The organism is Vibrio orientalis CIP 102891 = ATCC 33934 (genome assembly GCF_000176235.1).
Taxonomy (GTDB): Bacteria; Pseudomonadota; Gammaproteobacteria; order Enterobacterales; family Vibrionaceae; genus Vibrio; species Vibrio orientalis.
In genome coordinates this window covers 140019-164885 of sequence record NZ_ACZV01000005.1, presented here as the reverse complement: position 1 = coordinate 164885, position 24867 = coordinate 140019, and the positions used below count along the sequence as shown (strand labels likewise).

The window sequence follows — 24867 nt, the reverse complement described above, 5'->3', positions numbered from 1 at the left end:
TCTATCGAGTTACTATGACCGCGAGCACTCAATACGCTGCACCTATCTTGCAGTTCACTCAAACCGATACTTCATCCATCTTGACGCAACTCCCATCAGAGCAACATAGCCAATGGTCAGCGACGGTTGAACTATTGAAACAACAATTCATGCAACTGCCGCACTTAGCTGGTGACGTTGTGCTCGGTTTTACTAATCAAGCGACGGCATCGGTCAGCTCAATAATTGTTTTGTATCGTGGATTAGTCTTTGTTATCGCAGTTGGTTTCGAAGCGAGTGACTACCAGTCAGAGGTGTTAGCAGCGCTATACCAACAGGCAAATGAGTTAAAGCAACATCACTTAGCCAGTGAGAGTAAATTTATTATACCGGTCAGTATTGAGACTCACGCCTCCCCGCAAGGCGGCGCGATTGTTGTCTCTGAAGATTTAGTGGCACAAACCATGTGTGATAATGGCCAGAACCTCGCTGCGCTGATTGAGCACTTTTCTAACCAATACAAAGACGATCAGATCATTCTCTCTGATTGGTTAGCCAGCGAGTTCAAATAACCATTTCCACAGTGCTCAGCGGGTCATTTTTTTAACAAAGACCACCACAAACAGTGCCATGGTAAAGCTGCCTAAGAAGGCTTCGCAGGCAGCGATAAACCTCGCCAGCCCAACGGGAGATATGTCTCCATAGCCCAAGGTGGTGAATGTGACGACGCTAAAATAGAGCGAGTTAAAAAACTCCAACGCATAAAACTTCCAGCCACTTACCCCCTCGTAAACAGGGTGTCCCCCTGTGGTATCTAAGAAGAAATAAGCCAGAGCACAGACTAAGATTAAGAAAATCGAAAAGCCGACGACACGAATCGGATCTTCGCCGTAGCCACAAAATACATCCACCAGCTTGGAGATGCCGCGCCTAACACTAAACAACGGCATTTGGTAACGGCGAAAACGCATTTCCCGTTTAAAGAAATCGCCAGCCATTTCAAACAAGCCTTGCTTCTCGCATTGCTTACGAATATTTCTACAGACTTCCTCTGCTTCTTGGCAATACATTACCGATTCTTTGCGTTTATGCCCCCGAATCGCACGTCTCGCCGCCCTTTCTTGTTTTAGGTCGCCTCCCCATTCAATATTTTCTAACTTAGCGCGAGAGAGCGAAGCACCAAGCAAATTACAATTATCTAACTTGGCGCAGTGTAAATTTGCACCAATTAACTTGGCTTTCATTAAAGATGAGCCACGTAAATCTAAGCCAAAAAAGTGAGCATCGGTCAAATTTGCTCGATAGAAGTCGACATCTCGACATAGATAACCTTCTTTGCTACCGCGGTTTACTAAATTGAGATCTTCTAAATTCGTTTTTGCCAACTGAAATCCGTCTAAAGGTTTACCTGCTGCGGCCCATTGCTCAACCTTGTCTTTTACATCATCATTGCTTTTATCGACTTTTGGATCGTGCCAGTAACAGAGTCCTGACTCACCACTTGGTTGATCGCAGCACCAGCCATCAGGGTTTTGATAGCTGCATCGGCCTTGATGAGATTCCATAATGCGCTGCCCCTACATTCGCTTGATTTTACTAAGGCAGAATCAAGCTCACTACTAAGTGTAGTGGGTGCATATGGCCGCGCCATCGATATTTATAAATTAATCAATAAGCACTTGTTCTCTCAACCAATTTTTAAATAAGCGCGTGTAGGGATTATCGGTATGGGTCAAAACAAAGTAACCAGCATGAGCAGAAATAGCCGCAAAAGGTGCTATTAGGCGCCCTTCTTTTAGCTCATTGCTCAGTAGTGCTGATCGTGCAAGTGCAATCCCGACTCCAGCCTCAGCCGCTGACATCGCCATATCGGTGCGATTAAAGAAGTGCCCTTGGTTAGTTTCAAAGGTCAGGCTTTGCTGTTTAGCCCAATAATGCCACTCATGATCTTTCGCTGCACCGGCCCATGGCATGACATCATGCAATAGCACCACATCTCTCCAACAATCATTGTCTAACCGCAATGGATGGGATTGCAAATAACTGGGACTGATGACAGGTATTAGGGACTCCTCCATGAGTAATTCTGCGCTTTGATGCTTGTAAGGTATCGGCCCATAGTCAATCGCAATATCAAAGTTGCGGTTGTCACTATCCACCAACGCCCCTTCAGCAAAGGTATGTATTTGCACATCGGGGTAGAGTTTATGAAATTTATCTAAGCGAGGAACAAGCCATTTGAAAGCAAAAGATGGCGTCAGCTTTAGTCGGATCTGCTTACGCTCAGATACATGACTAAGCTGAAAAACATTTTCTTCAATGGCAGCTAAATGATGACTGGTCGATTCAACTAGCTTGCTGCCCTGCTCGGTTAATCGTATCCCACGAGCATGGCGTTCAAATACCACAAAGCCGAGTTTCTCTTCTATTTGTTGCAGCTGCTGACTCACTGCGCCAACGGTTAAACTCAGCTCTTTCGCTGCACTGGTTAAGCTTTGGTGGCGGGCGACGATACAGACCAAGTTCACCCCATGCAGAATTGCGGACTTCATAACTAGCCTTTAAAAAAACTAAAACCTAATATCAATTCTTATCGATTGTTAAGCGAATGTAAATTACCGATCCTAAGCAAAATTTAATTGTGTGAGAATCAAACGTGAAAGTCGTTGTTTTAGGAAGTGGTGTCATCGGGCTGACCAGTGCATGGTATTTATCTCAAGCGGGATTTAACGTAACCGTTATCGATAGGCAAGCCCGCTCCGCTGAAGAGACAAGCTTTGCTAACGCAGGTCAGATCTCCTATGGCTACTCTTCCCCATGGGCCGCGCCGGGTATTCCGACTAAGGCGATTAAATGGCTATTTGAACAGCATGCTCCGCTAAAGATTAAGCCAAACCTAAGCCCAGAACTCGTCAGTTGGGCAACGAAGATGCTAGGCAATTGCCAACTTGATAAATACAGAATCAATAAAGCGAGGATGCTGACTATCGCTAATCGTAGCCGAGAGTGTTTAGCAGAATTAAATCAAAAACATCAATTAGACTATCAAGGTAAAACCCAAGGTACACTGCAAATATTTCGTAAACAGGCTCAGCTTAGTGCGATAAAAAAAGATATCGCTCTGCTAGAAGAAAGCGGTACGCGCTACCAATTGATGTCACCTAAAGAGTGTTTAACTCAAGAGCCTGGCTTATCAAGCATGGAAGGCAGTCTTGTCGGTGGGCTCTATTTACCCGACGATGAAACGGGGGACTGCTATCTGTTTTGCCAACAACTGCAAAGCATGGCAGAGCAAGCGGGCGTGCAATTTCTGTTTAATACCGAGATCGAACAGTTACTGGTTGATAATCATCGCATCGCAGGTGTCAAAACGTCGCAAGGCATCATTGAAGCCGATCACTATGTCATGGCGCTGGGAAGTTACTCTAAACATCTTCTGCAGCCTCTTAGTATCGATATTCCCGTTTATCCGGTCAAAGGCTACTCTTTAACGCTACCTGTTGTTGACGAGGCTCATGCCCCACATTCCACGATCATGGACGAAACCTATAAAGTCGCGGTAACCCGATTTGATCAACGCATTCGGGTCGCAGGCACAGCTGAATTGGCTGGCTTTGATCCGAGTTTGCCAGAAAAAAGGCTAGCGACACTCAACCATGTCGTTCGCCAACTCTTTCCTAAGGGCGTCGACTTCAACCAAGCTGACTATTGGAGTGGCTTTCGTCCAATGACCCCTGATGGCACGCCTATCATAGGTCAAACTCCTTATTCCAACCTCTACACCAATACTGGTCATGGCACGCTTGGTTGGACCATGGCGTGTGGATCAGCCAACATTCTGACCGAGATCCTTGCAACTCAAGGAGAGAAGCCATTTTCAGAGCTGAGTGTCGAACGCTATCAGTAACCAGTAACGATACAATCCACTCATATAACTCTCATAAACAAGATATATACAAATTCGCCATTTGTAGTTGTTATAAATATAAAACACCACAAATGGCGCTTATTTCATCAGATACTCAGCCTCTTTCTACTACCATCCAGTCCAACTCGTGTTTTTAACAATTTTTTAGCACTTTGTGTTTTAGATCACGTCAGTTAACACCAAAAGATAAATAAATTAACAATTAAATTACAAGCAGGGTAATATCCTGCTCAGAAAACAACCATTACAAAACAAACAGGGAAACTTCTTATGCAGTCAATTGTTGATTTTTTGAATGGAATCATCTGGAGCCCGGTATTGATTTACCTTTGCTTGGGCGCAGGTCTTTTCTACTCAGTCATGACACGATTTGTTCAGATTCGTCACTTCACTGAAATGTGGCGTCTACTTTTATCAGGGAAAAGCTCATCTAAAGGTATTTCATCGTTCCAGGCATTAGCGGTTTCGCTATCTGGTCGTGTCGGTACAGGTAACATCGCAGGTGTTGCGGCGGCGATCGGCTTCGGTGGCCCAGGTGCTGTATTCTGGATGTGGGTGGTTGCCTTCTTCGGCGCAGCTACGGCATACGCAGAATCAACGTTGGCGCAAATTTACAAAGAGGAAGATAACGGCGAATTCCGTGGCGGCCCAGCTTACTACATTGAAAAAGCAATGGGACAAAAATGGTATGCATGGGTTTTTGCTATCGCGACTATCTTTGCTTGTGGTTTCTTACTACCAGGCGTTCAATCAAACAGTATCGGTAACGCAGTAGAAGCAGCGTTCGGTTCTGGCGCAATGATTGAAACTGCGATCGGTACATTCAGCTTCGCTAAGATCCTAACAGGTACTATCATTGCTGTGATTCTAGCCTTCATCATCTTTGGTGGTGTTAAGCGTATTGCAAACTTCACGCAGATTGTCGTTCCTTTCATGGCGCTAGCTTATATCGTAACAGCGTTCATCATCATCCTGCTAAACATCGGTGAAGTACCACGCGTATTCGCAATGATCGTTGGTGATGCATTCACGCCTATGGCGGGTGTTGGTGCTGCAATTGGTTGGGGTGTAAAACGTGGTGTTTACTCTAACGAAGCTGGTCAAGGTACTGGTCCACACGCAGCGGCAGCAGCAAGTGTTGATCACCCTGCGCAGCAAGGCCTAGTGCAGTCATTCTCGATCTACATTGATACGCTACTAGTCTGTTCAGCAACTGCGTTTATGATCATCATTACTGGTGCATACAACGTTCATGGCGCTGAAGGTTTCCTAGTGCAGAACGTAGCGGCAGATATCGCTGCGAACGGTCCAGTCTTTACTCAGATGGCAATCGAAAGTGCGCTACCGGGCATTGGTAAGCCATTCATCGCGATTGCACTGTTCTTCTTCGCATTCACAACCATTCTTGCGTACTACTACATCGCAGAGACAAATATTGCGTATATCCGCCGTACCTTCAAAGTTAACGGCTTAATGTTCCTACTAAAAGTCGCATTAATCGCAGTTGTGTTCTACGGTACAGTTAAGACCGCAAACCTTGCATGGGCAATGGGTGATGTGGGTGTAGGCCTAATGGCATGGTTAAACATCGTCGGCATCTTGATTATCTTCTTCATGTCTAAGCCAGCACTAAAAGCGCTACATGATTACGAAGAGCAGCAAAGACAAGGTGTGACTGAGTACACGTTTAACCCAGTTAAGCTTGGCATTAAAGGCGCTGACTACTGGGAAGATAAGTACCGTCGTAAGACAGGTAAAGAGCCAGAATCAGAAGTGGATTCTAAACCGGTTGAACAACCTTCAGCCTAATAGCGATAAGCTATAAATAAAAAGCAGTGGTAAGAAAAAGGGGTTAGCAAATGCTAACCCCTTTCGTATTAAGGTTCCCAATTTCAGTTGTCGTTCTTCAGGCGATTCGACAACTAAATTTTAAATTTGATTAAGCGGCAACTTGCTCTAGCTCAACTTGAGCTGCTTTCTTCTCGCCAACTGGCAGAATCGTACGGCCATATTCGTTATTAAGAACTTGAGCCATAGCAAAGTAAATTGCACTTGCGCCACAGAAGATACCTTCTAGACCAGCGATTGTGCCAATCACCTCACTACCAGTGAAATCACGTGCAGCAAGTAGGAAGAATAGGATTGTTAGTGAACCGAATACCACTTGTTTTGCCACTGGGTAGCATAGAGAGCCAACAAACATAAAGCCTGTGAAGATGCCCCATAGTGCTAGGTACCAGCCCATGAAGCTTGCTGGGCTTGCTGGAAGGCCCATGTAAGGCATCACGATTAGACCAACCAATGTTAGCCAAAATAGACCGTATGAAGTGAACGCAGTCGTACCAAATGTATCACCACGTTTGAAGCACATCATGCCAACAAGTACTTGGCTAAGACCACCATAGAAAATACCCATTGCTAGGATCATAGAATCCATAGGGAAGAAACCTGCATTGTGAATGTTAAGCAGGATGGTCGTCATACCGAAACCCATTAGGCCCAGTGGAGCCGGGTTTGCCAGTTTTGTTGACATTTTGCACACCTTTAAAAAAAGTTAATAAAATTTACGCGCAGATTTTAGTGGTGTGGATGAAAAAAGATAGATCAAGGATTTGCAATCTAAGATTGCGCAAAACGCATGGTTAACGATAAAGAGCCAATTACCATTCAGCGTATGAATATGTAGATTGTTTCCCCCTAACAGCCACGATACAAAGCAAATGCTGCAGGAAAGAAAAAGCCGCTTAAGCATTATTGATTACTTAAGCGGCATGATCAGTAATAACAAGGCTACGCTGATTTCAAATCAGGCTTAGCTGCTGTGTTTACTGACAGGAGATTTCATCCCAGAACCAGTTCGACTGAACTGGAGATTCCCATACTCCCGGACCATTTTTCGCAATAAAGCACTTGCCGTTATAGGTCACTTTATCCCCGTCAGCCGCTTGTGTTACTCCTGGCTCCCACTGAATAAAGCTATCTGGAACCGGAGTGGGATCTGGCGTTGGTTCAGGGTCCGGAGTTGGTGTTGGGTCCGGTGTCGGATCTGGCGTTGGGTCTGGAGTAGGCTCAGGCACTGGTTCAGTTGGGGTACCTGATACTAGTTCCCACGGCCCACCAAGAGCAGGATCATCACCTTGAGTCCACCACTTCGCTTGATAAGTCGCGCCTTTATATGTCACTTGCTCACCGGCGTTATAGACTTTATTAGCGTCCCAATCGGTGCCTGTGCCAGGGTCAACTGGATCAAGCTTATCGACGATACGTACTTCAGGCCAGCTGGAATGAGATCCATAAAAGTTGGTCACACACTTCTCGTAGTCACCCGGAACCAAAGCTGAGTAAGCCGTTTGGAAACCCACCAACTCACACTCAAATGAGTAACCACCCGGACGATCGGCATAGTACTTCCAGTTGCCATCCCAGTTAGTGTAAAGCACATCTGTTGCGCCATTTAGGTTTAAGCTGCCATAAGGTGTTTGCTGCCAGCAGGTGTTCTTCTCGTCAGCATCAAGTGGAATTTGATAGTGCGAAGATAGCCCTTCCCAGTAACGAATACGGTTGACTGGCTGACCCTTATCTTTATTTTGCTCACCACACTCGATACCACCGTTAATGATATTGATGGTAGTACCAAAGCCGTAACCAATGCCGGCATCAACTTCACGTTGAGACGGTGACCATGTTTTATCGATCACATGCAACATCGCTGGTTTAGGAGCTTGCGGCGTTAAGAAGAACCAAATGGCTGACGCGAGGTTTAACCATGAGTCCGCAACTAACCCCGGGTTATTAAGCAGTACTGATGCATCGCCATCAAACATGACTTCAGAGAATGCACCGTAGTTAAAGTGGTAAGAAAGCTGTTTTGCACCACGGCCAAAATAGCCTTGCCCTGTCGCACATGGCCATTTTTTATTCTGCCAATCGTTCTGGCCACAGCCTGTTGTGTAACCTTCTTGCCCTTCTGACCAGCCCATTTCACGCACATGCACTAGCGCTTGTTGCCACTCTTCAAGTCCAAGTGGATTGTCCGAGGTATTATCTATCGCGATATGACCACCAGTTTCTTGGGCAAAGTGAGCAAACGCAGTGACAATAGATCGCTTACAGATCGCATCAGAATCGCGGCCATCGGTATATTCCGAACAGAACGCAGGAAACTTACCAATCGCTCTTAAGAAACGTGTGTAGGTGTACTCTGGCGCCGCCATACCGGTTAGAAAATCCCACTCTGAACGAGGAAATACTCGCTCGGCTCGCTGTACGTTTTCAGGGTTAGTTGCCAGGCCTGAGTCGATGGCCTCAACAACGCTGTTCGGAGCAGTGCGCAATGCTTGAGACCAAATCTGATACATTGGGTCAGCCGTTTTCTGACTTTCTACCGCCTCAACATCAGAGCGTGCAATCACGTACCCAGTCGGGTTTTGCGGATCGGGCTGGATGTTCATCGCCGCCCAACTGGACGACACTGCCGCCAACGAAAGTGCAGCGGTTAAGTAGCTTACCTTTTTCATGGAACATTTCCTTGTGTTTTCAGCTGACAAAAGGTTAGGGAATACTGAAAAAATAAGCACGATGAATAACTTAGACTTACGTCAAGATGCGACGCGATTTGAGCTTACAACAGAAGGCGTAACAAACTGAGATGAAGAACTGTGCGCTTACTCCAAAGTTTTAGGCGAAAAAAAACCAGCCCGAAGGCTGGTTCAATTATTGGTTGTTAATCGCGAAGATTATTCCCACTCGATAGTTGCTGGTGGCTTACCAGAGATGTCGTAAACAACTCGTGAAATGCCGTCAACTTCGTTGATAATGCGGTTAGATACCTTACCTAGGAAATCGTACGGTAGGTGTGCCCAATGCGCCGTCATGAAGTCGATCGTTTCTACAGCACGTAGAGAAACAACCCAATCGTACTTACGACCATCGCCCATTACACCTACAGAACGTACTGGTAGGAATACCGTGAACGCTTGAGAGACTTTGTTGTAAAGATCCGCAGCGTGCAGCTCTTCAATAAAGATAGCGTCTGCGCGACGTAGCAAATCACAGTACTCTTTCTTGATTTCACCAAGAACACGAACACCTAGGCCAGGACCTGGGAATGGGTGGCGGTAAAGCATGTTGTAAGGCAGACCTAGCTCTAGACCAATCTTACGTACTTCATCTTTAAACAGCTCACGTAGTGGCTCAACAAGACCCATCTCCATATCATCTGGCAGACCGCCAACGTTATGGTGAGATTTGATCACGTGCGCTTTACCTGTCTTAGAGGCCGCTGATTCGATAACATCAGGGTAGATAGTACCTTGAGCTAACCATTTAGCATTTTCCAGCTTCTTAGACTCTTCATCGAATACGTCAACGAATACGTGACCGATAGTCTTACGCTTCTCTTCTGGATCAGACTTGCCTTCAAGTGCTGTTAGGAAGCGCTCTTCTGCATCAACTTTGATGATGTTTAGGCCGAACTTGTCGCCAAACATATCCATTACTTGCTGACCTTCGTTCAGACGAAGTAGACCGTTATCAACGAATACACACGTCAGCTTGTCGCCGATTGCGCGGTGAACCAACATAGCAACCACTGATGAATCAACACCACCAGATAGACCTAGAATAACTTCATCGTCGCCCACTTGCTCTTTAATACGAGCAACGGCATCTTCGATAATTGATTCTGAAGTCCATAGACGCTCACAGCCACATACGCCAAGAACAAAGTTCTCTAGCATTTGCAGGCCATTCTTCGTGTGCGTTACTTCTGGGTGGAACTGAACACCGTAGTATTTCTTCTCTTCGTTCGCCATCGCAGCGTAAGGACAAGTGTCTGTCTCACCCGCTTTAACGAAGCCTTCAGGGATCTCGACAACTTTGTCACCGTGGCTCATCCAAACATCTTGAGATGCTTCAAGATCTTTAAAGATTGATGACTCGCCCGATACTTGTACTGCTGCGTAACCAAACTCACGCTCATTAGAAGTCGAAACTTTACCACCTAGCTGCTCAGCCATAGTTTGCATGCCGTAACATACACCTAATAGAGGAACACCTGAGTCAAATACATATTGAGGTGCGCGTGGAGAGTTATCTTCCGTTACGCTTTCTGGGCCACCAGATAGGATGATACCGTCTGGATTGAATTCACGAATATCCGCTTCTTCAACATCCCAGCTCCAAAGTTCACAGTAAACGCCGATTTCACGTACGCGGCGTGCTACTAATTGAGTGTACTGAGAACCGAAGTCCAAGATCAGAATACGTTGGTCATGAATATTTTTAGTCATTTTGAGCAGTCTTATAAGCTAAGTGATTAAAACGGAGGCGAGTGTACTCGCCTCTTCTTAATGCTTCAAGGAAAAAAGCAAACGTTTACGTCGGATGTGTAAATCTCTATTGAGATTAACCTAGACGGTAGTTTGGAGCTTCCTTGGTGATTTGAACGTCATGGACATGAGACTCTTTCATGCCTGCACCTGAAATACGTACGAATTCAGCTTTAGTACGCATATCTTCAATGGTTGCAGAGCCTGTTAGACCCATGCTTGAACGTAGACCACCCATTTGTTGGTGAACGATCTCTTTTAGGCGACCTTTGTATGCGATACGACCTTCGATACCTTCTGGTACTAGCTTGTCTGCTGCGTTGTCAGACTGGAAGTAACGGTCAGATGAGCCTTGAGACATAGCGCCAAGTGACCCCATGCCACGGTAAGCTTTGTATGAACGGCCGTTATATAGGATTACTTCGCCAGGTGCTTCTTCAGTACCAGCGAACATAGAGCCAACCATGACACATGATGCACCTGCTACGATAGCTTTACAGATATCACCTGAGAAACGGATACCGCCATCTGCGATAACTGGAATACCGTGCTGGTTTGCTACTTCTGCAGCATCAGCAATAGCAGTAACTTGAGGAACACCCACACCTGTTACGATACGAGTTGTACAGATAGAACCAGGGCCGATACCTACTTTAACTGCACTTACGCCAGCGTCGATAAGCGCTTTAGCACCAGCACCAGTCGCTACGTTACCACCGATGATATCTAGATTTGGGTATGCTGCGCGAGTTTCGCGGATACGATTTAGAACACCTTCAGAGTGACCATGTGAAGAGTCGATAAGTAGAACATCAACGCCCGCTTCAACAAGAGCAGCAACGCGCTCTTCGTTACCTGCGCCTGCACCAACTGCCGCGCCAACACGTAGACGACCTTGCGCATCTTTACATGCGTTAGGCTTACGTTCTGCTTTGTGGAAATCTTTCGCGGTAATCATACCGGTTAGTTGGAACTCGTCGTTCACAACCAGTACTTTTTCTACGCGCGCTTTATGCATTTTCTCTTGAACTTCTTCACGAGTCGCACCTTCCTTAACAGCTGCTAGGCGCTCTTTAGGCGTCATTACAACATCGACTTTCTTGGAAAGGTCAGTTACAAAGCGAACGTCACGGCCAGTGATGATACCAACAAGTTCGTTAGTATCCGTTACCACTGGGAAACCTGCAAAACCATGCTTTTCTGTTAGAGCAACAACATCGGCAATAGTTGCATCAGGGCTTACTGTCACAGGGTGAGAAACCACACCTGCTTCGTAAATCTTAACCTGGTGAACCATCTGCGCTTGCTGCTCAATAGACATGTTCTTGTGGATAAAGCCAATGCCACCCTCTTGCGCTAGCGCAATCGCTAGACGAGCTTCAGTAACGGTGTCCATAGACGCCGAAATCATTGGGATGTTTAGGGTGATGTTCTTGGTCAGCTGAGTGCGAAGATCAGCTGTGTTTGGGAGAACGGTGGAGTGTGCTGGCACAAGTAGTACGTCATCGAATGTCAGCGCTTCTTTGGCAATTCTTAGCATTTGCAATATCTCACAATTAGAGGAGTAAAAAGAACAATCCGGTCTCATCGTTTCGCATAATGAGGGCAGTAAGTTTTGTTAACTTAACTACATTTGGATTAGATATTGCGGACGGATTATACGGCCTACGTAATCGCTTGACCACAAATTTTTTAATTTTTTTCTTGCATTAACCCCCTTGATATGTATTATATTGCCGCTAATTTCCATATTCACGTCCGCGAGATTAGCCTTGTCATCTCTGACCAATCAAAACATCTTCACCGTTTCTCGTCTTAATGCAGAAGTGCGCCTATTACTTGAAAATGAAATGGGGATTGTTTGGTTAGTTGGCGAGATTTCAAACTTCTCTGCTCCTGTCTCTGGTCACTGGTACCTCACTCTTAAAGATTCTCGTGCTCAAGTAAAATGTGCCATGTTCCGTGGTAACAATCGCCGCGTTACATTCAAGCCGAAAAACGGCAATCAAGTCTTGGTTAAAGCTCGTTTATCGCTGTATGAACCGCGTGGTGACTACCAGTTAATCATTGAAAGCATGCAGCCAGAAGGTGACGGCCGACTTCAGCAGCAGTTTGAAGAACTGAAGATGAAATTGGCGGGTGAAGGCTTGTTTGCTCAAACCAGCAAGAAGCCATTACCTGAGCACCCGAAGCGTGTTGGTGTGATCACCTCTAAAACAGGCGCTGCGCTATACGATATTTTAGATGTATTGAAGCGCCGCGATCCTTCCCTACCCGTCGTGGTTTACCCGACGATGGTTCAAGGTGAAGAGGCGGCAATCCAAATTGCTCAAGCGATTGGCTGCGCTAACAGCCGCAATGAGTGTGATGTATTGATCGTCGGACGTGGTGGTGGCTCACTGGAAGATTTATGGTGCTTTAATAACGAGATATTGGCCCGCACAATTGCTGCTAGTCAGATCCCGATTATCAGTGCTGTCGGTCATGAAGTGGATGTGACTATCGCTGACTTTGTCGCTGATATGCGCGCGCCAACACCATCTGCAGCAGCCGAACTGGTTAGCCGTGATAACAGCCATAAAGATCAGGCGCTACTGAGCCGTCAAAATAAGCTCGTCAGCGCAATGCGTTATTACCTAAGTGAACAAAAACGTCATAACGCCCTACTCCTTCATCGCTTAGAGCGTCAACACCCGAGCTACCAATTACAGCGTCAAAGCCAGCAGTTGGATGAACTTGAAGTTCGTCTGCATCGCTCAATGGAACGCTACTTATCTCAACGTAGCCAAAAAGTTGAGCGTCAACAATATCGTTTGGAGCTTAACTCACCAGTTAAACGCCTGTCAGAGCAAAAATCGACTCTACAACGATTGGAGCAGAAGCTGCTTGATGCAATGGACAGACGCTTGCTGAATACACGTCATCAGCTGGCATTAGCTGCCGAGAAGTTAGATACCGTCAGTCCATTAGCAACCCTAAAGCGTGGCTACAGTATTTCGCAAACTGAGCAAGGTAAAGTACTGACTAAAACATCAGATATAAAAACAGGCGACACTTTGGTCACCCGTTTATCTGATGGAGAGATACGTTCAACCGTTAACTAAACTAACTCGGTTGAAACTCAAAACGTACTTTTGACTTTGACTTAAGCTCATTGCATGCGTTGCAAAAATAGCTCGCTGAACCACATGCTTGCAGCTTCTCTAACTCCGCATCGCAATCAGGGCAAAAACCAATCTTTTTAAAGTTTTCATCGCAAGATTGGCAATGGTATTCGCCAGTCCAGCTCAATTCATCATGACAAATTGGGCAACTATTCTCATTCATATCGGCTTCTTCACAATATCTATATCACGCCTACTTTAACTTCCTCAGGCAAAGTTACTATGATCTTTATCAAGCCCATCAGGGTGCTTTACTTTGTACATTGCGTGATCGGCTCGCTTTATTAATCGCTGCAATGAGGTCATTCGTGTTATTTCACACACTGCCATACCGACACTGACATAAATTGTTACCCCATCAACTGGCGATATCTCACCTAATCGTTGGTTAAACTCCACAGCCAGTTGGGAAAACGTATCTGGATCGTTGGACCAAGAAAATGCGACAAATTCATCGCCACCATAACGGCCGCCCAAGCTACTAATCTCAAATGTCTGATTAAACACCTCACCAACAGCGGCAAGTACTTTGTCTCCGACCTCATGACCATTGCGATCGTTGATCTGTTTGAACTTATCAATATCAGCAAAGAAACACGCGATGTATTTTAGTTCGGTATTTAAACAATCATTCGCTTGCTGGAGCAGAGCCCTACGGTTCAAACACCCCGTTAAACTATCGTAGCGAGCGTGATAGTGAAGCTGATCCTCTAACTGATACTTCTCCCATGCTACAGCATAGAGTGACGCCAGCATTTCGAGTACTTCGAGTTCATGAGACTCAGGCAAAGACGGTGCAGCACTGTATATTGCGAATGTCCCCATGACCGCTTCTTGACTAGATAAAATAGGAACAGACCAACAGGCATGTAAACCTGCCTCTTCTGTCAGTGACGTGAATGGCGCCCAGTTGGGATGGGTATTGATATTATCGACGACAACATTTTGCTTTAGGTAAGCAGCAGCGCCACACGATCCTATTGTCGGGCCAATAGTGACGCCTTCAATTGCGTCATTATAGAATTCTGGCAAGCTTGGAGCCGACTCCAAGTAAAGCCGGCTACTGTTGGCATCAAGCCTTAGTATTGAAGCTTTTCTTTCACCAAACCAGCATTCAGAGAGCTCAACCACACGGCGATTGAGCTCTGTTCTTCCCATTCCTAATGCAAGCTTAGTGAGTAACTTGTTAACTTCTCTGTGAGCAGTAAGAAGCTTAAGGTAACTCATATGACTGATCTTTAATATATTCTGTTTTTATGGGAAAACAGTAGCATAAAGGCTCTATTTATAACCCGATCCCAGCCTCATTTATAACCAATTAGAATAAAACTCTAGAAACGATCTAAGCTATAGTAAAGATCAAACTCTGATCATCGGCTAAATCCAAAGTGATCAGCGATCTGCACCAAAAAGAACATTTATATAACCACATACCGAAAGCATAAGTTACATGTTCTGCATTTGGATTTTTAAAAGCATAAAAAACCAAACGTCTTTTGTTTTACGCCATTATCAGAATATTATAAAAACGATCGACTTCACTATGTCGGTTTTACATCAGTGTGCATTTCAATATTACTCGCATCGACTTGAACCAGTTTCACCTCAATCACAGCATAATCGTTTAAAGAACTTGCATGACTGCCACCGCAAGGAATAACAGCGATTGCGCCCTCTTTTAAGTCACACGACCAGTATCGAGAGTCCGTCAATGCGTCTCCATGGCACTCAACCAAGATGTCAGAATCGAACTTTAGCCATTCGATCAATTGTGCGTTCACCAAGCTCTCTATTTGCGCTAAGTTCGCTAGCAAGTCAGCACTGTTTAAACCACGCTTACGTAGCGTCTTACCCAGTCGATAAGTATCTAGGCATTTATCCGGTGTAACAAAACTTGTCACCTGCGCATAGCTATTGAAGTCGTAGTTGCCATGCGGATCTTTTCTGTCTGCGTCTTTACGCCAATAACCGTGCTCAGTCAGTACCTTATTTAGAGCGAGATATGAAAGGTGGCCTGCACTGTGCCCACGACTCAATGATTGCTGATAAGGCTTATCAACCGATAAACAGACTTTCTGACCAAGCTCAAGTTCGACAGACCCCTTAGTTAAACAATGGACGACAACAAAGCTCCAGCCTGGCTCATCACGTTTCACAGGGATTGTTTGACCGACATAAAGCTCGCCGCTTGCCAGTTCAACGGCGCCAACTTGGCAATCAAGCACATTGTGGCAATCTAGAGTACCTCTATCAGCAGGATGATCTGGCCAAATATGGCTCACGGGATGAAAAGGCGTGGTATCTGTCACCACATATAGATGCTCGCTACCTTGCTGGATAAGCTGAACAACAGCGTCAAGCTGCCAAGTATTGTGACAAAATTGGGCGATAGTTGGTTTAATTTGCATTTCTTGTCCTATAAAAAAAGCGCCTTAGTAAACTAGGCGCTTTTTATCAATAAACTCTTTCCTGTGTACTCCGACTCAGGCAATTAGTTCTTACGATTTTTCATCATGCTCATTAGGCGCTTACGTTTACGCTCTTGAGACATAGTCATCTTGTTCGTTTTACCCTCAAACGGGTTGTCGCTGCTCTGGAACTGAATACGGATCGGTGTACCCATGATCTCTAGAGACTTACGGTAGTAGTTCATCAGGTAACGTTTGTATGAATCTGGCAGTTCATTAACTTGGTTACCGTGAATAACCACGATTGGTGGGTTATAACCACCCGCGTGCGCGTATTTCAGCTTAACACGGCGACCACGAACCAACGGTGGCTGGTGATCATCAGTTGCCATTTTCATAATACGAGTCAGTACTGATGTACCTACACGAGTTGTCGCAGACTTGTAAGCTTCTTGCACAGATTCAAACAGGTGACCAACACCAGTACCGTGCAGCGCAGAGATAAAGTGGATACGCGCGAAGTCTACGAAACCTAGACGACGGTCTAGCTCTTTCTTCACGTGCTCTTTCACGTCTGTATCAAGGCCATCCCACTTGTTCACAGCTAGAACAATTGAACGACCAGCGTTTAGGGCAAAACCTAGTAGGCTAAGATCTTGGTCTGAAATGTTTTCACGTGCGTCAATTACTAGTAGAACAACGTTCGCGTCTTCAACCGCTTTTAGCGTTTTAACCACTGAGAACTTCTCAACAGTTTCATTGATACGTTTACGACGACGAACACCAGCCGTATCGATCAGTACGTATTCACGACCATCACGCTCCATTGGAATGTAGATAGAGTCACGTGTTGTACCCGGCATATCGTAGACAACCACACGCTCTTCACCAAGAATACGGTTAGTTAACGTCGATTTACCTACGTTTGGTCGACCGATAATAGCCAGTTTGATTGGCTGATCTTGCAGACGCTTAAACTCTTCCTCAGCTTCTTCTTCGGTGTAGTCTAACTTCTCTTCATCAAGATCTTCAAACTCGGTTAGGTCTTCGATTTCGCCTTTCGCTTCTTCTGCCATTTTTTCTGCAAATGGGTTAAGCGCGCGATCAATCAAAGCACCGACACCACGGCCGTGAGCCGCAGCAATCTGGTACATGTTTTCAACACCAAGTTGCCAGAAGTCAGCTGACGCTGCGTCAGCATCAATACCATCAACCTTGTTTACAACCAGCATTGAAGGCTTTTCAATCTTACGAAGGTGGTTAGAAATGGCGATGTCAGATGGTGTTAAGCCTGCGCGGCCATCAACCATAAATAGCACAACATCAGCTTCATCAATCGCCGCTAGCGACTGTTCAGCCATTTTGGTTTCTACACCTTCTTCTGTGCCATCAATACCGCCGGTATCGATAACAATGAATTCATGTTCACCAAGCTTCGCTTGGCCGTATTTACGGTCACGAGTTAAGCCAGGGAAATCCGCAACCAACGCGTCGCGTGTACGAGTCAATCGGTTAAATAACGTTGACTTACCAACGTTAGGACGCCCTACCAGAGCAACAACAGGTACCATAATAACCTCTACAATATTCTTTTCTTTATGTAGTTATAGGTAACAACTCAGCAGAGTCCACTTTATGAGCACTTTACCTATAACCACATGTAACTTTGGGGTTCTAAAACAAACAAACGGCTCCCAACTGTTACCAGCGAGGAGCCGAATGTGAATTGTATCACGAAACTATTCGCTGATCGTTAGTTTCTTTACATCGCCATTGCGCGTCATTAAGAGATAACCACCAGGGATTGTGATTGGTGCAACCGCAAAGCCACTGCTGTCTACTTCTTGTTGAGCAACGAATTCACCGCTGCTGCGATCAACCCAATGTAGATAACCTTCACTATCACCTACAACCACATACTGGTTGATAATCGTCGGCGCTGTCAGTAATCGGTGTTCAAGCTGCTCATTGCTCCACAATTCAGTACCGCTACGTGCGTCAAAAGCAACAAGATGATCTTGCTCTGTAACGATATAGATACGACTACCGTCACTGGCGATATCCGTCGCAGACGAGAACGCACGCTTCCATACCGGCTTACCAGAACGCAAGTCGATAGCCGTTAGCTGACCATTGTAGCCAATGATGTATAGGTTGCTGCCTATAATCAGCGGCGAAGCATCGACATCAACAAGGCGGTCAATTTCAGTTGCGCCCTGAGGCATTCCGATCGGCTGCTGCCAAATAAGCTGACCACGTTCAACAATCGCCGCTGCTAAGCGGCCATTTGCCGTACCCCAGAAGACACCGCCAGAAGCCGTGACTGGAGTACTGTTACCACGTAGAGTCAAATTCGGTACTTCGGTACTGATCGTCCACTTACTTTCACCCGTTACCTGATCAAGCGCAATCAGCATACCGCTGTTAGTATGAACAATCACAAGGTTGCTGTCTGTCGCTGGTGAGGTCAACACTTCACCATCCACTTCAGAGTTCCAGTTTTGTTCACCGGTTTCTTCGTTGAACGCTAACACTCGACCATTTTCGCTACCAATGAAGATTTGGCCGTACGCAGCCACAATCCCACCAGATAGACGAGCTGAGACATCAGATTCGACTTCGGTTTCCCACAAGGTTTTACCTGTTTCTGGGTCGAGCGCTTTAATCACACCATCACGGCTTGCAACAAATACTTTGTCATAAGCGTATGCAGGTGTGAGCTTAGAGTAATATTGACCAACACCATTACCTACCGACGCTTTCCACTCTGTACTTGGCGTAAATTCACTTTGTACAACAGGAACTGGTGCCATGATGATGGTATCTTCCTCACTCGCACAACCCGCGAGGATACCAGCGAACATTGCCGCAGTGAGCGCTTTCTTCAGCATATTCTTCATGCTATGCCCTTACTTGGCTAGATCGTCCAGTTTCATCTGTAGTGTTTGGCTTGCATCACCAGATTGCTGCGCTTCTGTGTAAGCGGCATACGCGGCTTGCTCATCGCCTTTACGCAGTAAGATGTCACCTTTAAGTTCTGCTACTCGGCCAGCCCAGCTTTCATCAGTGATGTTTGCTAGCTCAGCAACAGCAGCATCAAACTCGCCCTGCTCCGCTTTAACGCGAGCTAAGCGGTAATTAACCACTGACAATACTGCCGCATCTTTGGTTGCAGACTTTGCCCACTCTAGCTGAGCAAGCGCTTCATCAAAGTTACCCGCTTCAACTTGTACCTTCGCTAGCTGAAGAGCAGCTAGAGTTGCATATTCAGTATCTTTATTGCCATCAATAAAGGTTTGAATGTCGCCTTCAGCAGATGCGCCTTTTTCAGCAAGTACTTGAACTGCTTTTGTGTAGCTTTCTGACGCCGCTTCTTGAGCCGCAGTCACAGAATCTTGGTAGTAGCGCCACCCGAACAGGCCGCCAAGACCAACAACAGCACCTAAAATGACTGCTTTGCCGTTCTCTTTCCACCAATCTTTGATCGCTTCTACTTGTTGTTCTTCAGTATCGTAGAGTTCCACTTCCTGTCCTCTTACATCTCAAAAAAGTAGCGACAGAGATCGCTACTTCAAAATTAGATAAATTAATTACACTAGCTCAGATAGCTTAGCGATAACGTCTGTTTGGCTGTAAGTTTCTTGCGTACCGCCAATCAGGTCTTTCAATACTACCGTGTTATCAGCCACTTCGTTCTCACCAAGAACCAACGCGACCGCTGCACCAACTTTATCAGCACGTTTAAATTGCTTTTTAAAGTTACCGCCACCGAAGTGGTTCATTACGCGTAAGCCTGAAACCTGTTCGCGTAAAGACTCAGCTAGCTTCATACCCGCCATCATAGTGCCTTCACCGGCCGTAACCATGTAGACATCAACGCTACGACGTACTTCCGTTAGCTCAAGAGTTTCTAGCATTAGTACAAGACGCTCTAGGCCCATTGCGAAGCCGACTGCTGGTGTTGCTTTACCGCCTAGCTGTTCAACTAGACCATCGTAACGACCACCACCACATACCGTGCCTTGAGCACCTAGGCTTTCTGTAATCCACTCGAATACAGTGCGGTTGTAGTAATCTAAACCACGAACTAAACGCTCGTTAACTGTGTATTCGATACCTGCAGCGTCAAGAAGTTCACAAAGACCAGCAAAATGTTCTTTCGACTCTTCACCTAGGTAGTCAGACAGGCGCGGCGCATCACCAAGGATTGCTTGAACATCTGGATTCTTAGTATCCAGTACGCGCAATGGGTTAGTGTGCATACGACGCTTACAGTCGTCATCTAAAATATCGATGTGCTGTTCTAAGAATGCGATCAGCGCAGTACGGTAGTTCGCGCGATCTTCTAGAGAACCGATTGAGTTAAGCTCTAGACGAACGTGCTTATCGATGCCTAGCTCACGCCATAGACGTGCCGTCATCATGATAAGTTCAGCATCAACATCAGGACCATCTAGACCGAAAACTTCCACACCACATTGGTGGAATTGACGGTAACGACCTTTTTGCGGGCGCTCGTGACGGAACATTGGACCCATGTACCACAGACGCTGTTCATCACGGTTGATAAGGCTATTTTCAATGCAAGAACGTACACAACCAGCTGTACCTTCAGGGCGCAGCGTTAGGCTATCACCGTTGCGGTCTTCAAAGGTGTACATTTCTTTTTCAACCACGTCGGTCACTTCACCGATAGCGCGACTGAATAAATGTGTCATCTCAACGATTGGCATGCGCACTTCGTTGTAACCGTATGCGCTAACTACGTTCTTCACTGTGTTTTCAAGTTTTTGCCACAGTGGTGATTGAGTTGGAAGGCAGTCGTTCATGCCTCGAATTGCTTGGATTTTCTTTGCCACAGTCATTTACCGTAAAATAGGTACCGTAATTTGCATTACGTTGAGATTAATCTTCTTGTTTGATATCGATGCGATTCGCTTCGTCGAGTACCGACGCCTTAGCACGAATCTTCGCTTCTAGCTGATTAACTAGATCTTCGTTATCAAATCGCTCTTTCTGACGCTTACCGTCTTCGTAGAAAGCACTCTTCTTATTACTACCCGCTAAACCTAAGTGAGACACTTCAGCTTCACCTGGGCCATTGACGACACAACCGATGATCGATACGTCCATTGGCGTAATCACATCTTCTAAGCGCTGCTCAAGTGCGTTTACCGTGCCAATCACATCAAACTCTTGGCGAGAACAGCTTGGGCAAGCAATAAAGTTAATGCCGCGAGAACGAATACGTAGTGACTTTAGAATATCGAAACCGACTTTGATCTCTTCAACAGGATCCGCCGCCAACGAAATGCGCAGCGTATCACCTATGCCTTCCGCTAGAAGCATACCGAGGCCAACTGATGACTTCACCGCACCTGCGCGAGCACCGCCTGCTTCTGTAATACCCAAATGCAGCGGTTGATCAATCTTCTGAGCAAGCAGACGATATGAGTCAACGGCTAAGAAGACATCTGACGCTTTTACGCTGACTTTGAACTGGTCAAAGTTCAGGCGGTCAAGAATATCGACATGACGCATTGCTGATTCGACGAGTGCAGCTGGTGTTGGTTCGCCATATTTCATCTGGATGTCTTTTTCCAGAGAGCCACCATTTACACCGATGCGGATCGGAATGTTTTTATCACGAGCGCAGTCAACTACGGCACGAATACGCTCTTCATTGCCGATGTTGCCAGGGTTAATACGCAGACAATCAACACCATACTCTGCCACTTTCAGCGCAATACGGTAGTCAAAATGAATATCCGCAACGAGTGGAATATTCACCTGCTGTTTAATCTGTTTGAACGCTTCTGCTGCATCCATTGTAGGAACAGACACGCGAACGATATCTGCACCGACATTTTCCAGCGCTTTAATTTGAGCAACAGTCGCCGCAACGTCTGTTGTTCTGGTGTTTGTCATTGACTGCACAGCGATTGGTGCGCCATCACCAATAGGCACATCGCCCACGTATATACGCGTCGATGGGCGACGTTTGATCGGAGATTCGTATTGCATAGTAATTTCTAAGGTAAGTTGAATCTTGCTACTTTGCCTGAAGTATACCCAGAAAGGTCGACAGGTTCACTCGCTAATGTCATTGAAACGTTTTCAGGCGCACCTAAAATCACGCTATATGGCATATTTCCGGTGAGATCTAAGCTTTGACCCGCTTTTTTCACGCCAGTCGAAAGTGTTTTCCCCGTAGCATCTTTGACTTGAATCCAGCAATCATCACGAAATGACAACGTCAGAAGGTTCTTAACCACTTCCGTTTTTTGTGCTGAAGATTCTGGTTGTTGCTCAGCCACCTGCGGTGCTTGAGCGTCATCAGTGTTTGTAACTTGTTCATTAGGTGCTTCCACTGGCTCAGCGATGATTTCTGTACTAGACGTCTGATCTGCCGTTTGCTCTGCTTCCGCTTCGATAATTTGTTCAATGTTACTGTCGGTGGCTGTCACACGAGACTCTTCCGCCTCTAACGTAGTAAAATCAAGCGCAGGGTCGCTTTCTTGTTGTTCAATCTTGAGTTCTTGTTCCGTATCGCTGGTAAGGTCAGCCAAACTGGCTTCCTGATTTTGCCACCACCAAACCGATGAAATACCTGCGATAACCGCAAAAATACCCCATGTTAGCGTCATGATACGGCTATCGTGCTTTTCGCGATTGGTCTTGCGAGAAAAGCTCTTCATTTCTTGTTCTTCCGGCTGCGTATCTTCACAGCCGTCAAGCGCACAAAGTACCACAGACTCTTCAATACCAACGGCACGTGCATATGAACGCAAATAGCCTCGAGTAAATGTCGCGACCTGATCAGAAGCAAAATTGTTATTTTCGATATTTTCAATAATAGAGGCACGTAAACGTAAACGATCAGCAATTTGCTTTTGGCTAAGACCTAGCTCTTCACGTTTATTTTTCAGAATAGTACCAGCTTCTACTCTTTCTACATTTTCTTCGTTGTTCGTTGGTGCTTGTTGTTCAGCAGTCATGATTTAATCATTCTCTTCAAGTTAGAATTTGTCTCTCACGCGTTAGTTATTCATTTTTGTTGTGCGCCGGACAAACTCAAAAATTTGTGGGAGGACATAGCCTCGCAAGTCGATACTCTCGCTTCACTCAATAGACAGGGAATTACCCTAAAGCGTTAACCCTTAATTCTAATAGATATCTTAGCCGAAACAACATAGACAAAGTGCATATTTTACAAGCAGCTCAAGGTTTTTCGATAATTTGACAGAGAGATCGCTACAGGATGTAACGAAAAAGCCAGAGCTAGGCTCTGGCTTTCGGTAAATATCGCAACGCGTTATTAAACTGCTTTCACTTCAATTGTGTCGCCTTTCGCGGCTTTATTGATTGCCGTGCGCTTAGTACGGTCAATCACATCACCAACAAGTTGGCCACAAGCGGCATCAATATCATCACCACGAGTCTTGCGAACTGTCACGGTGTGCTCATATTGCATCAATGTTTTCTGGAAGCGGTCAATACGCGAGTTACTCGGTTTCTTGTATGGTGACCCTGGATACGGGTTAAACGGAATCAAGTTAATCTTACACGGCGTATCTTTCATCAGCACTGCCAACTCACGAGCGTGGTCCATATCATCGTTAACATGGTCAAGTAACACATACTCAACCGTTACTTTGCCACGGTTAGCATTTGAAGAAGCGATGTAACGACGAACTGACGCTAAGAAGTCTTGAATGTCCCAACGATCATTGATCGGCATAATTTGGCTACGCAGCTCGTCATTTGGCGCGTGAAGAGAGATAGCTAACGCAACATCAATCTTACCTGTCATCTGATCAAGACCAGAAACAACACCTGATGTAGAAACAGTTACACGGCGCTTTGACAGACCAAAACCTAGATCATCCAGCATGATTTCAAGGGCTGGGATTAGGTTCTTCATGTTAAGTAGTGGTTCACCCATCCCCATCATCACCACATTGGTGATAGGACGACGACCCGTCTCTTTTTGCAGACCGATTTCACGTGCAGCACGCCAAACCTGACCAATAATTTCAGAGACTTTAAGGTTACGGTTGAAACCTTGCTGAGCCGTTGAGCAGAACTTACACTCTAACGCACAACCGACCTGAGAAGAGACACATAGCGTTGCACGGTCATCTTCAGGGATGTAGACCGTCTCAACATCTTGATCGCCCACTTTCATCGCCCATTTAATGGTACCGTCTGAAGAGTGCTGAGCTTCAGCAACCACAGGCGCTTTAATCTCACAACGATGAAGCAGTTTCTCACGTAGCTTCTTGTTAATGTTGGTCATGTTATCGAAGTTATCGACACCGAAATGGTAGATCCACTTCATTACTTGATCTGCACGGAATGCTTTTTCACCGAGCTCCTCAGCAAAAAACTTACGCATACCTTGACGATCAAAGTCGAGTAGATTGATTTTTTCAGTGGTCATGTGGCCTCTCAAACGACGGAACATTAATTAAGGGCGCGAATTGTACAGCCTTTACGCAGTGACAACAAGCGTTGTAAAAGCCTGTATTTAGTAAGGCGTTAATATCTTTGTGGTTAAAGTTTGTACAAAAACAAACAACCCACCAAATTGGTGGGTTGTTATGATGAAACTATGCTTGAGCGACTTGCTGTATTTGCTCGACAATCGCTTTCAAACCATTGCCGCGCGAAGGGCTTAGGTGGGCGATTAAGCCAAGCTGTTCAAAGTAGTCATCGATATCAAACGCTTGAATCTCTGCTGCGGACTTACCGTCGTATGCTGCCATCACTAAAGCAATCAGGCCGCGTACAATTCGAGCATCAGAATCCGCGCAAAAATACCAAGTCCCATCCACTTGCTGACTGACTAGCCATACCAGACTTTCACAACCTGATACGGTGACTTGCTCAGACTTTAACTCTTCAGGCATCTGAGGCAGCTTTTTACCCCACTGAATAACCTGACGATAGCGATCTTCCCAGCCTTTAAAGCCTTGCATAGCAACCACAATATCATCAGCTTTGATATCTGTACCAAATGGAGATAACGGAAACGGTGACATAGAACTCTCCTCTTC

General features: G+C 45.8%; 21 protein-coding genes. 4 read left to right on the top strand and 17 right to left on the bottom strand.

What is annotated here, in order from left to right:
* Nucleotides 1-14: 14 nt before the first annotated feature.
* Nucleotides 15-551, top strand: coding sequence for a hypothetical protein (locus tag VIA_RS11295; protein WP_004413122.1), 537 nt, complete (start codon nt 15-17; stop codon nt 549-551).
* A gap of 15 nt (nt 552-566) precedes the next feature.
* On the opposite strand, the gene VIA_RS11290 is transcribed toward VIA_RS11295, so the two are convergent.
* Nucleotides 567-1544 (bottom strand): ion channel, encoded by a 978-nt coding sequence (locus tag VIA_RS11290; RefSeq protein ID WP_004413121.1) that lies wholly within the window; start codon nt 1542-1544, stop codon nt 567-569.
* Nucleotides 1545-1643: 99 nt separating this feature from the next.
* A complete protein-coding gene (locus tag VIA_RS11285) occupies nt 1644-2531 on the bottom strand; it encodes a LysR substrate-binding domain-containing protein (protein ID WP_004413120.1) in 888 nt (295 codons plus the stop codon).
* A gap of 104 nt (nt 2532-2635) precedes the next feature.
* On the opposite strand from VIA_RS11285, the gene VIA_RS11280 reads away from it, so the two are divergent.
* Nucleotides 2636-3886, top strand: a complete 1251-nt coding sequence (locus VIA_RS11280) for a D-amino acid dehydrogenase (protein ID WP_004413119.1) — start codon at nt 2636-2638, stop codon at nt 3884-3886.
* A gap of 291 nt (nt 3887-4177) precedes the next feature.
* Nucleotides 4178-5716, top strand: coding sequence for an alanine/glycine:cation symporter family protein (locus tag VIA_RS11275; RefSeq protein ID WP_004413118.1), 1539 nt, complete (start codon nt 4178-4180; stop codon nt 5714-5716).
* 130 nt (nt 5717-5846) lie between these two features.
* Here the strand turns inward: VIA_RS11275 and VIA_RS11270 are convergent, their stop codons facing one another.
* From VIA_RS11270 to guaB, 4 genes are all read right to left on the bottom strand, one after another.
* Nucleotides 5847-6440, bottom strand: coding sequence for an acetate uptake transporter (locus VIA_RS11270; protein ID WP_004413117.1), 594 nt, complete (start codon nt 6438-6440; stop codon nt 5847-5849).
* Between the two features lie 292 nt (nt 6441-6732).
* Entirely contained in the window at nt 6733-8424 is a 1692-nt protein-coding gene (locus VIA_RS11265; RefSeq protein WP_004413116.1) for a glycoside hydrolase family 19 protein, read from the bottom strand.
* Between the two features lie 219 nt (nt 8425-8643).
* Nucleotides 8644-10197 (bottom strand): glutamine-hydrolyzing GMP synthase, encoded by a 1554-nt coding sequence (guaA, locus tag VIA_RS11260; RefSeq protein ID WP_004413114.1) that lies wholly within the window; start codon nt 10195-10197, stop codon nt 8644-8646.
* 115 nt (nt 10198-10312) lie between these two features.
* Nucleotides 10313-11776 carry an IMP dehydrogenase gene (guaB, locus tag VIA_RS11255; protein WP_004413113.1) on the bottom strand — a complete coding sequence of 488 codons (1464 nt, stop codon included), beginning with the start codon at nt 11774-11776 and terminating at the stop codon, nt 10313-10315.
* Between the two features lie 232 nt (nt 11777-12008).
* Between guaB and xseA the strand changes: the two genes are divergently transcribed.
* Nucleotides 12009-13340, top strand: a complete 1332-nt coding sequence (gene xseA, locus VIA_RS11250; RefSeq protein WP_004413112.1) for an exodeoxyribonuclease VII large subunit — start codon at nt 12009-12011, stop codon at nt 13338-13340.
* Between the two features lies 1 nt (nt 13341).
* Here the strand turns inward: xseA and VIA_RS11245 are convergent, their stop codons facing one another.
* The 11 genes from VIA_RS11245 to csdE all read right to left on the bottom strand — a co-directional run bounded on the left by VIA_RS11245 (nt 13342) and on the right by csdE (nt 24852).
* Nucleotides 13342-13563, bottom strand: coding sequence for a zinc ribbon domain-containing protein (locus tag VIA_RS11245; RefSeq protein WP_004413111.1), 222 nt, complete (start codon nt 13561-13563; stop codon nt 13342-13344).
* A 44-nt stretch (nt 13564-13607) separates the two neighbouring features.
* A complete protein-coding gene (locus tag VIA_RS11240; RefSeq protein WP_004413110.1) occupies nt 13608-14627 on the bottom strand; it encodes a sensor domain-containing diguanylate cyclase in 1020 nt (339 codons plus the stop codon).
* Nucleotides 14628-14941: 314 nt separating this feature from the next.
* The gene (locus VIA_RS11235; protein WP_004413109.1) at nt 14942-15808 is read right to left on the bottom strand and encodes an alanyl-tRNA editing protein; all 867 of its coding nucleotides are present in this window, start codon (nt 15806-15808) and stop codon (nt 14942-14944) included.
* An 83-nt stretch (nt 15809-15891) separates the two neighbouring features.
* Entirely contained in the window at nt 15892-17379 is a 1488-nt protein-coding gene (gene der, locus VIA_RS11230) for a ribosome biogenesis GTPase Der (protein ID WP_004413108.1), read from the bottom strand.
* Nucleotides 17380-17547: 168 nt separating this feature from the next.
* Nucleotides 17548-18708, bottom strand: a complete 1161-nt coding sequence (bamB, locus tag VIA_RS11225; protein ID WP_004413107.1) for an outer membrane protein assembly factor BamB — start codon at nt 18706-18708, stop codon at nt 17548-17550.
* A gap of 9 nt (nt 18709-18717) precedes the next feature.
* Nucleotides 18718-19332, bottom strand: a complete 615-nt coding sequence (locus VIA_RS11220) for a YfgM family protein (RefSeq protein ID WP_004413106.1) — start codon at nt 19330-19332, stop codon at nt 18718-18720.
* Nucleotides 19333-19398: 66 nt separating this feature from the next.
* Complete coding sequence (hisS, locus tag VIA_RS11215) at nt 19399-20667, bottom strand: histidine--tRNA ligase (protein WP_004413105.1); 1269 nt, start codon at nt 20665-20667, stop codon at nt 19399-19401.
* Nucleotides 20668-20713: 46 nt separating this feature from the next.
* Nucleotides 20714-21832: a flavodoxin-dependent (E)-4-hydroxy-3-methylbut-2-enyl-diphosphate synthase gene (gene ispG, locus VIA_RS11210; RefSeq protein ID WP_004413104.1), complete on the bottom strand. Its 1119-nt coding sequence runs from the start codon at nt 21830-21832 to the stop codon at nt 20714-20716.
* An 8-nt stretch (nt 21833-21840) separates the two neighbouring features.
* Nucleotides 21841-22806, bottom strand: a complete 966-nt coding sequence (rodZ, locus tag VIA_RS11205; protein WP_004413103.1) for a cytoskeleton protein RodZ — start codon at nt 22804-22806, stop codon at nt 21841-21843.
* 320 nt (nt 22807-23126) lie between these two features.
* Nucleotides 23127-24251, bottom strand: a complete 1125-nt coding sequence (rlmN, locus tag VIA_RS11200) for a dual-specificity RNA methyltransferase RlmN (RefSeq protein WP_004413102.1) — start codon at nt 24249-24251, stop codon at nt 23127-23129.
* Between the two features lie 169 nt (nt 24252-24420).
* Nucleotides 24421-24852, bottom strand: coding sequence for a cysteine desulfurase sulfur acceptor subunit CsdE (csdE, locus tag VIA_RS11195; RefSeq protein WP_004413101.1), 432 nt, complete (start codon nt 24850-24852; stop codon nt 24421-24423).
* Nucleotides 24853-24867 lie beyond the last annotated feature (15 nt).

What these genes read in the sequence shown, in the direction of transcription:
- VIA_RS11295 (WP_004413122.1), top strand. Translation starts at nt 15, where the DNA reads ATGACCGCGAGCACTCAATACGCTGCACCTATCTTGCAGTTCACTCAA.
- VIA_RS11290 (WP_004413121.1), bottom strand. Translation starts at nt 1,544, where the DNA reads ATGGAATCTCATCAAGGCCGATGCAGCTATCAAAACCCTGATGGCTGG.
- VIA_RS11285 (WP_004413120.1), bottom strand. Translation starts at nt 2,531, where the DNA reads ATGAAGTCCGCAATTCTGCATGGGGTGAACTTGGTCTGTATCGTCGCC.
- VIA_RS11275 (WP_004413118.1), top strand. Translation starts at nt 4,178, where the DNA reads ATGCAGTCAATTGTTGATTTTTTGAATGGAATCATCTGGAGCCCGGTA.
- VIA_RS11270 (WP_004413117.1), bottom strand. Translation starts at nt 6,440, where the DNA reads ATGTCAACAAAACTGGCAAACCCGGCTCCACTGGGCCTAATGGGTTTC.
- VIA_RS11265 (WP_004413116.1), bottom strand. Translation starts at nt 8,424, where the DNA reads ATGAAAAAGGTAAGCTACTTAACCGCTGCACTTTCGTTGGCGGCAGTG.
- guaA (WP_004413114.1), bottom strand. Translation starts at nt 10,197, where the DNA reads ATGACTAAAAATATTCATGACCAACGTATTCTGATCTTGGACTTCGGT.
- guaB (WP_004413113.1), bottom strand. Translation starts at nt 11,776, where the DNA reads ATGCTAAGAATTGCCAAAGAAGCGCTGACATTCGATGACGTACTACTT.
- VIA_RS11245 (WP_004413111.1), bottom strand. Translation starts at nt 13,563, where the DNA reads ATGAATGAGAATAGTTGCCCAATTTGTCATGATGAATTGAGCTGGACT.
- VIA_RS11240 (WP_004413110.1), bottom strand. Translation starts at nt 14,627, where the DNA reads ATGAGTTACCTTAAGCTTCTTACTGCTCACAGAGAAGTTAACAAGTTA.
- VIA_RS11235 (WP_004413109.1), bottom strand. Translation starts at nt 15,808, where the DNA reads ATGCAAATTAAACCAACTATCGCCCAATTTTGTCACAATACTTGGCAG.
- der (WP_004413108.1), bottom strand. Translation starts at nt 17,379, where the DNA reads ATGGTACCTGTTGTTGCTCTGGTAGGGCGTCCTAACGTTGGTAAGTCA.
- bamB (WP_004413107.1), bottom strand. Translation starts at nt 18,708, where the DNA reads ATGAAGAATATGCTGAAGAAAGCGCTCACTGCGGCAATGTTCGCTGGT.
- ispG (WP_004413104.1), bottom strand. Translation starts at nt 21,832, where the DNA reads ATGCAATACGAATCTCCGATCAAACGTCGCCCATCGACGCGTATATAC.
- rodZ (WP_004413103.1), bottom strand. Translation starts at nt 22,806, where the DNA reads ATGACTGCTGAACAACAAGCACCAACGAACAACGAAGAAAATGTAGAA.
- rlmN (WP_004413102.1), bottom strand. Translation starts at nt 24,251, where the DNA reads ATGACCACTGAAAAAATCAATCTACTCGACTTTGATCGTCAAGGTATG.
- csdE (WP_004413101.1), bottom strand. Translation starts at nt 24,852, where the DNA reads ATGTCACCGTTTCCGTTATCTCCATTTGGTACAGATATCAAAGCTGAT.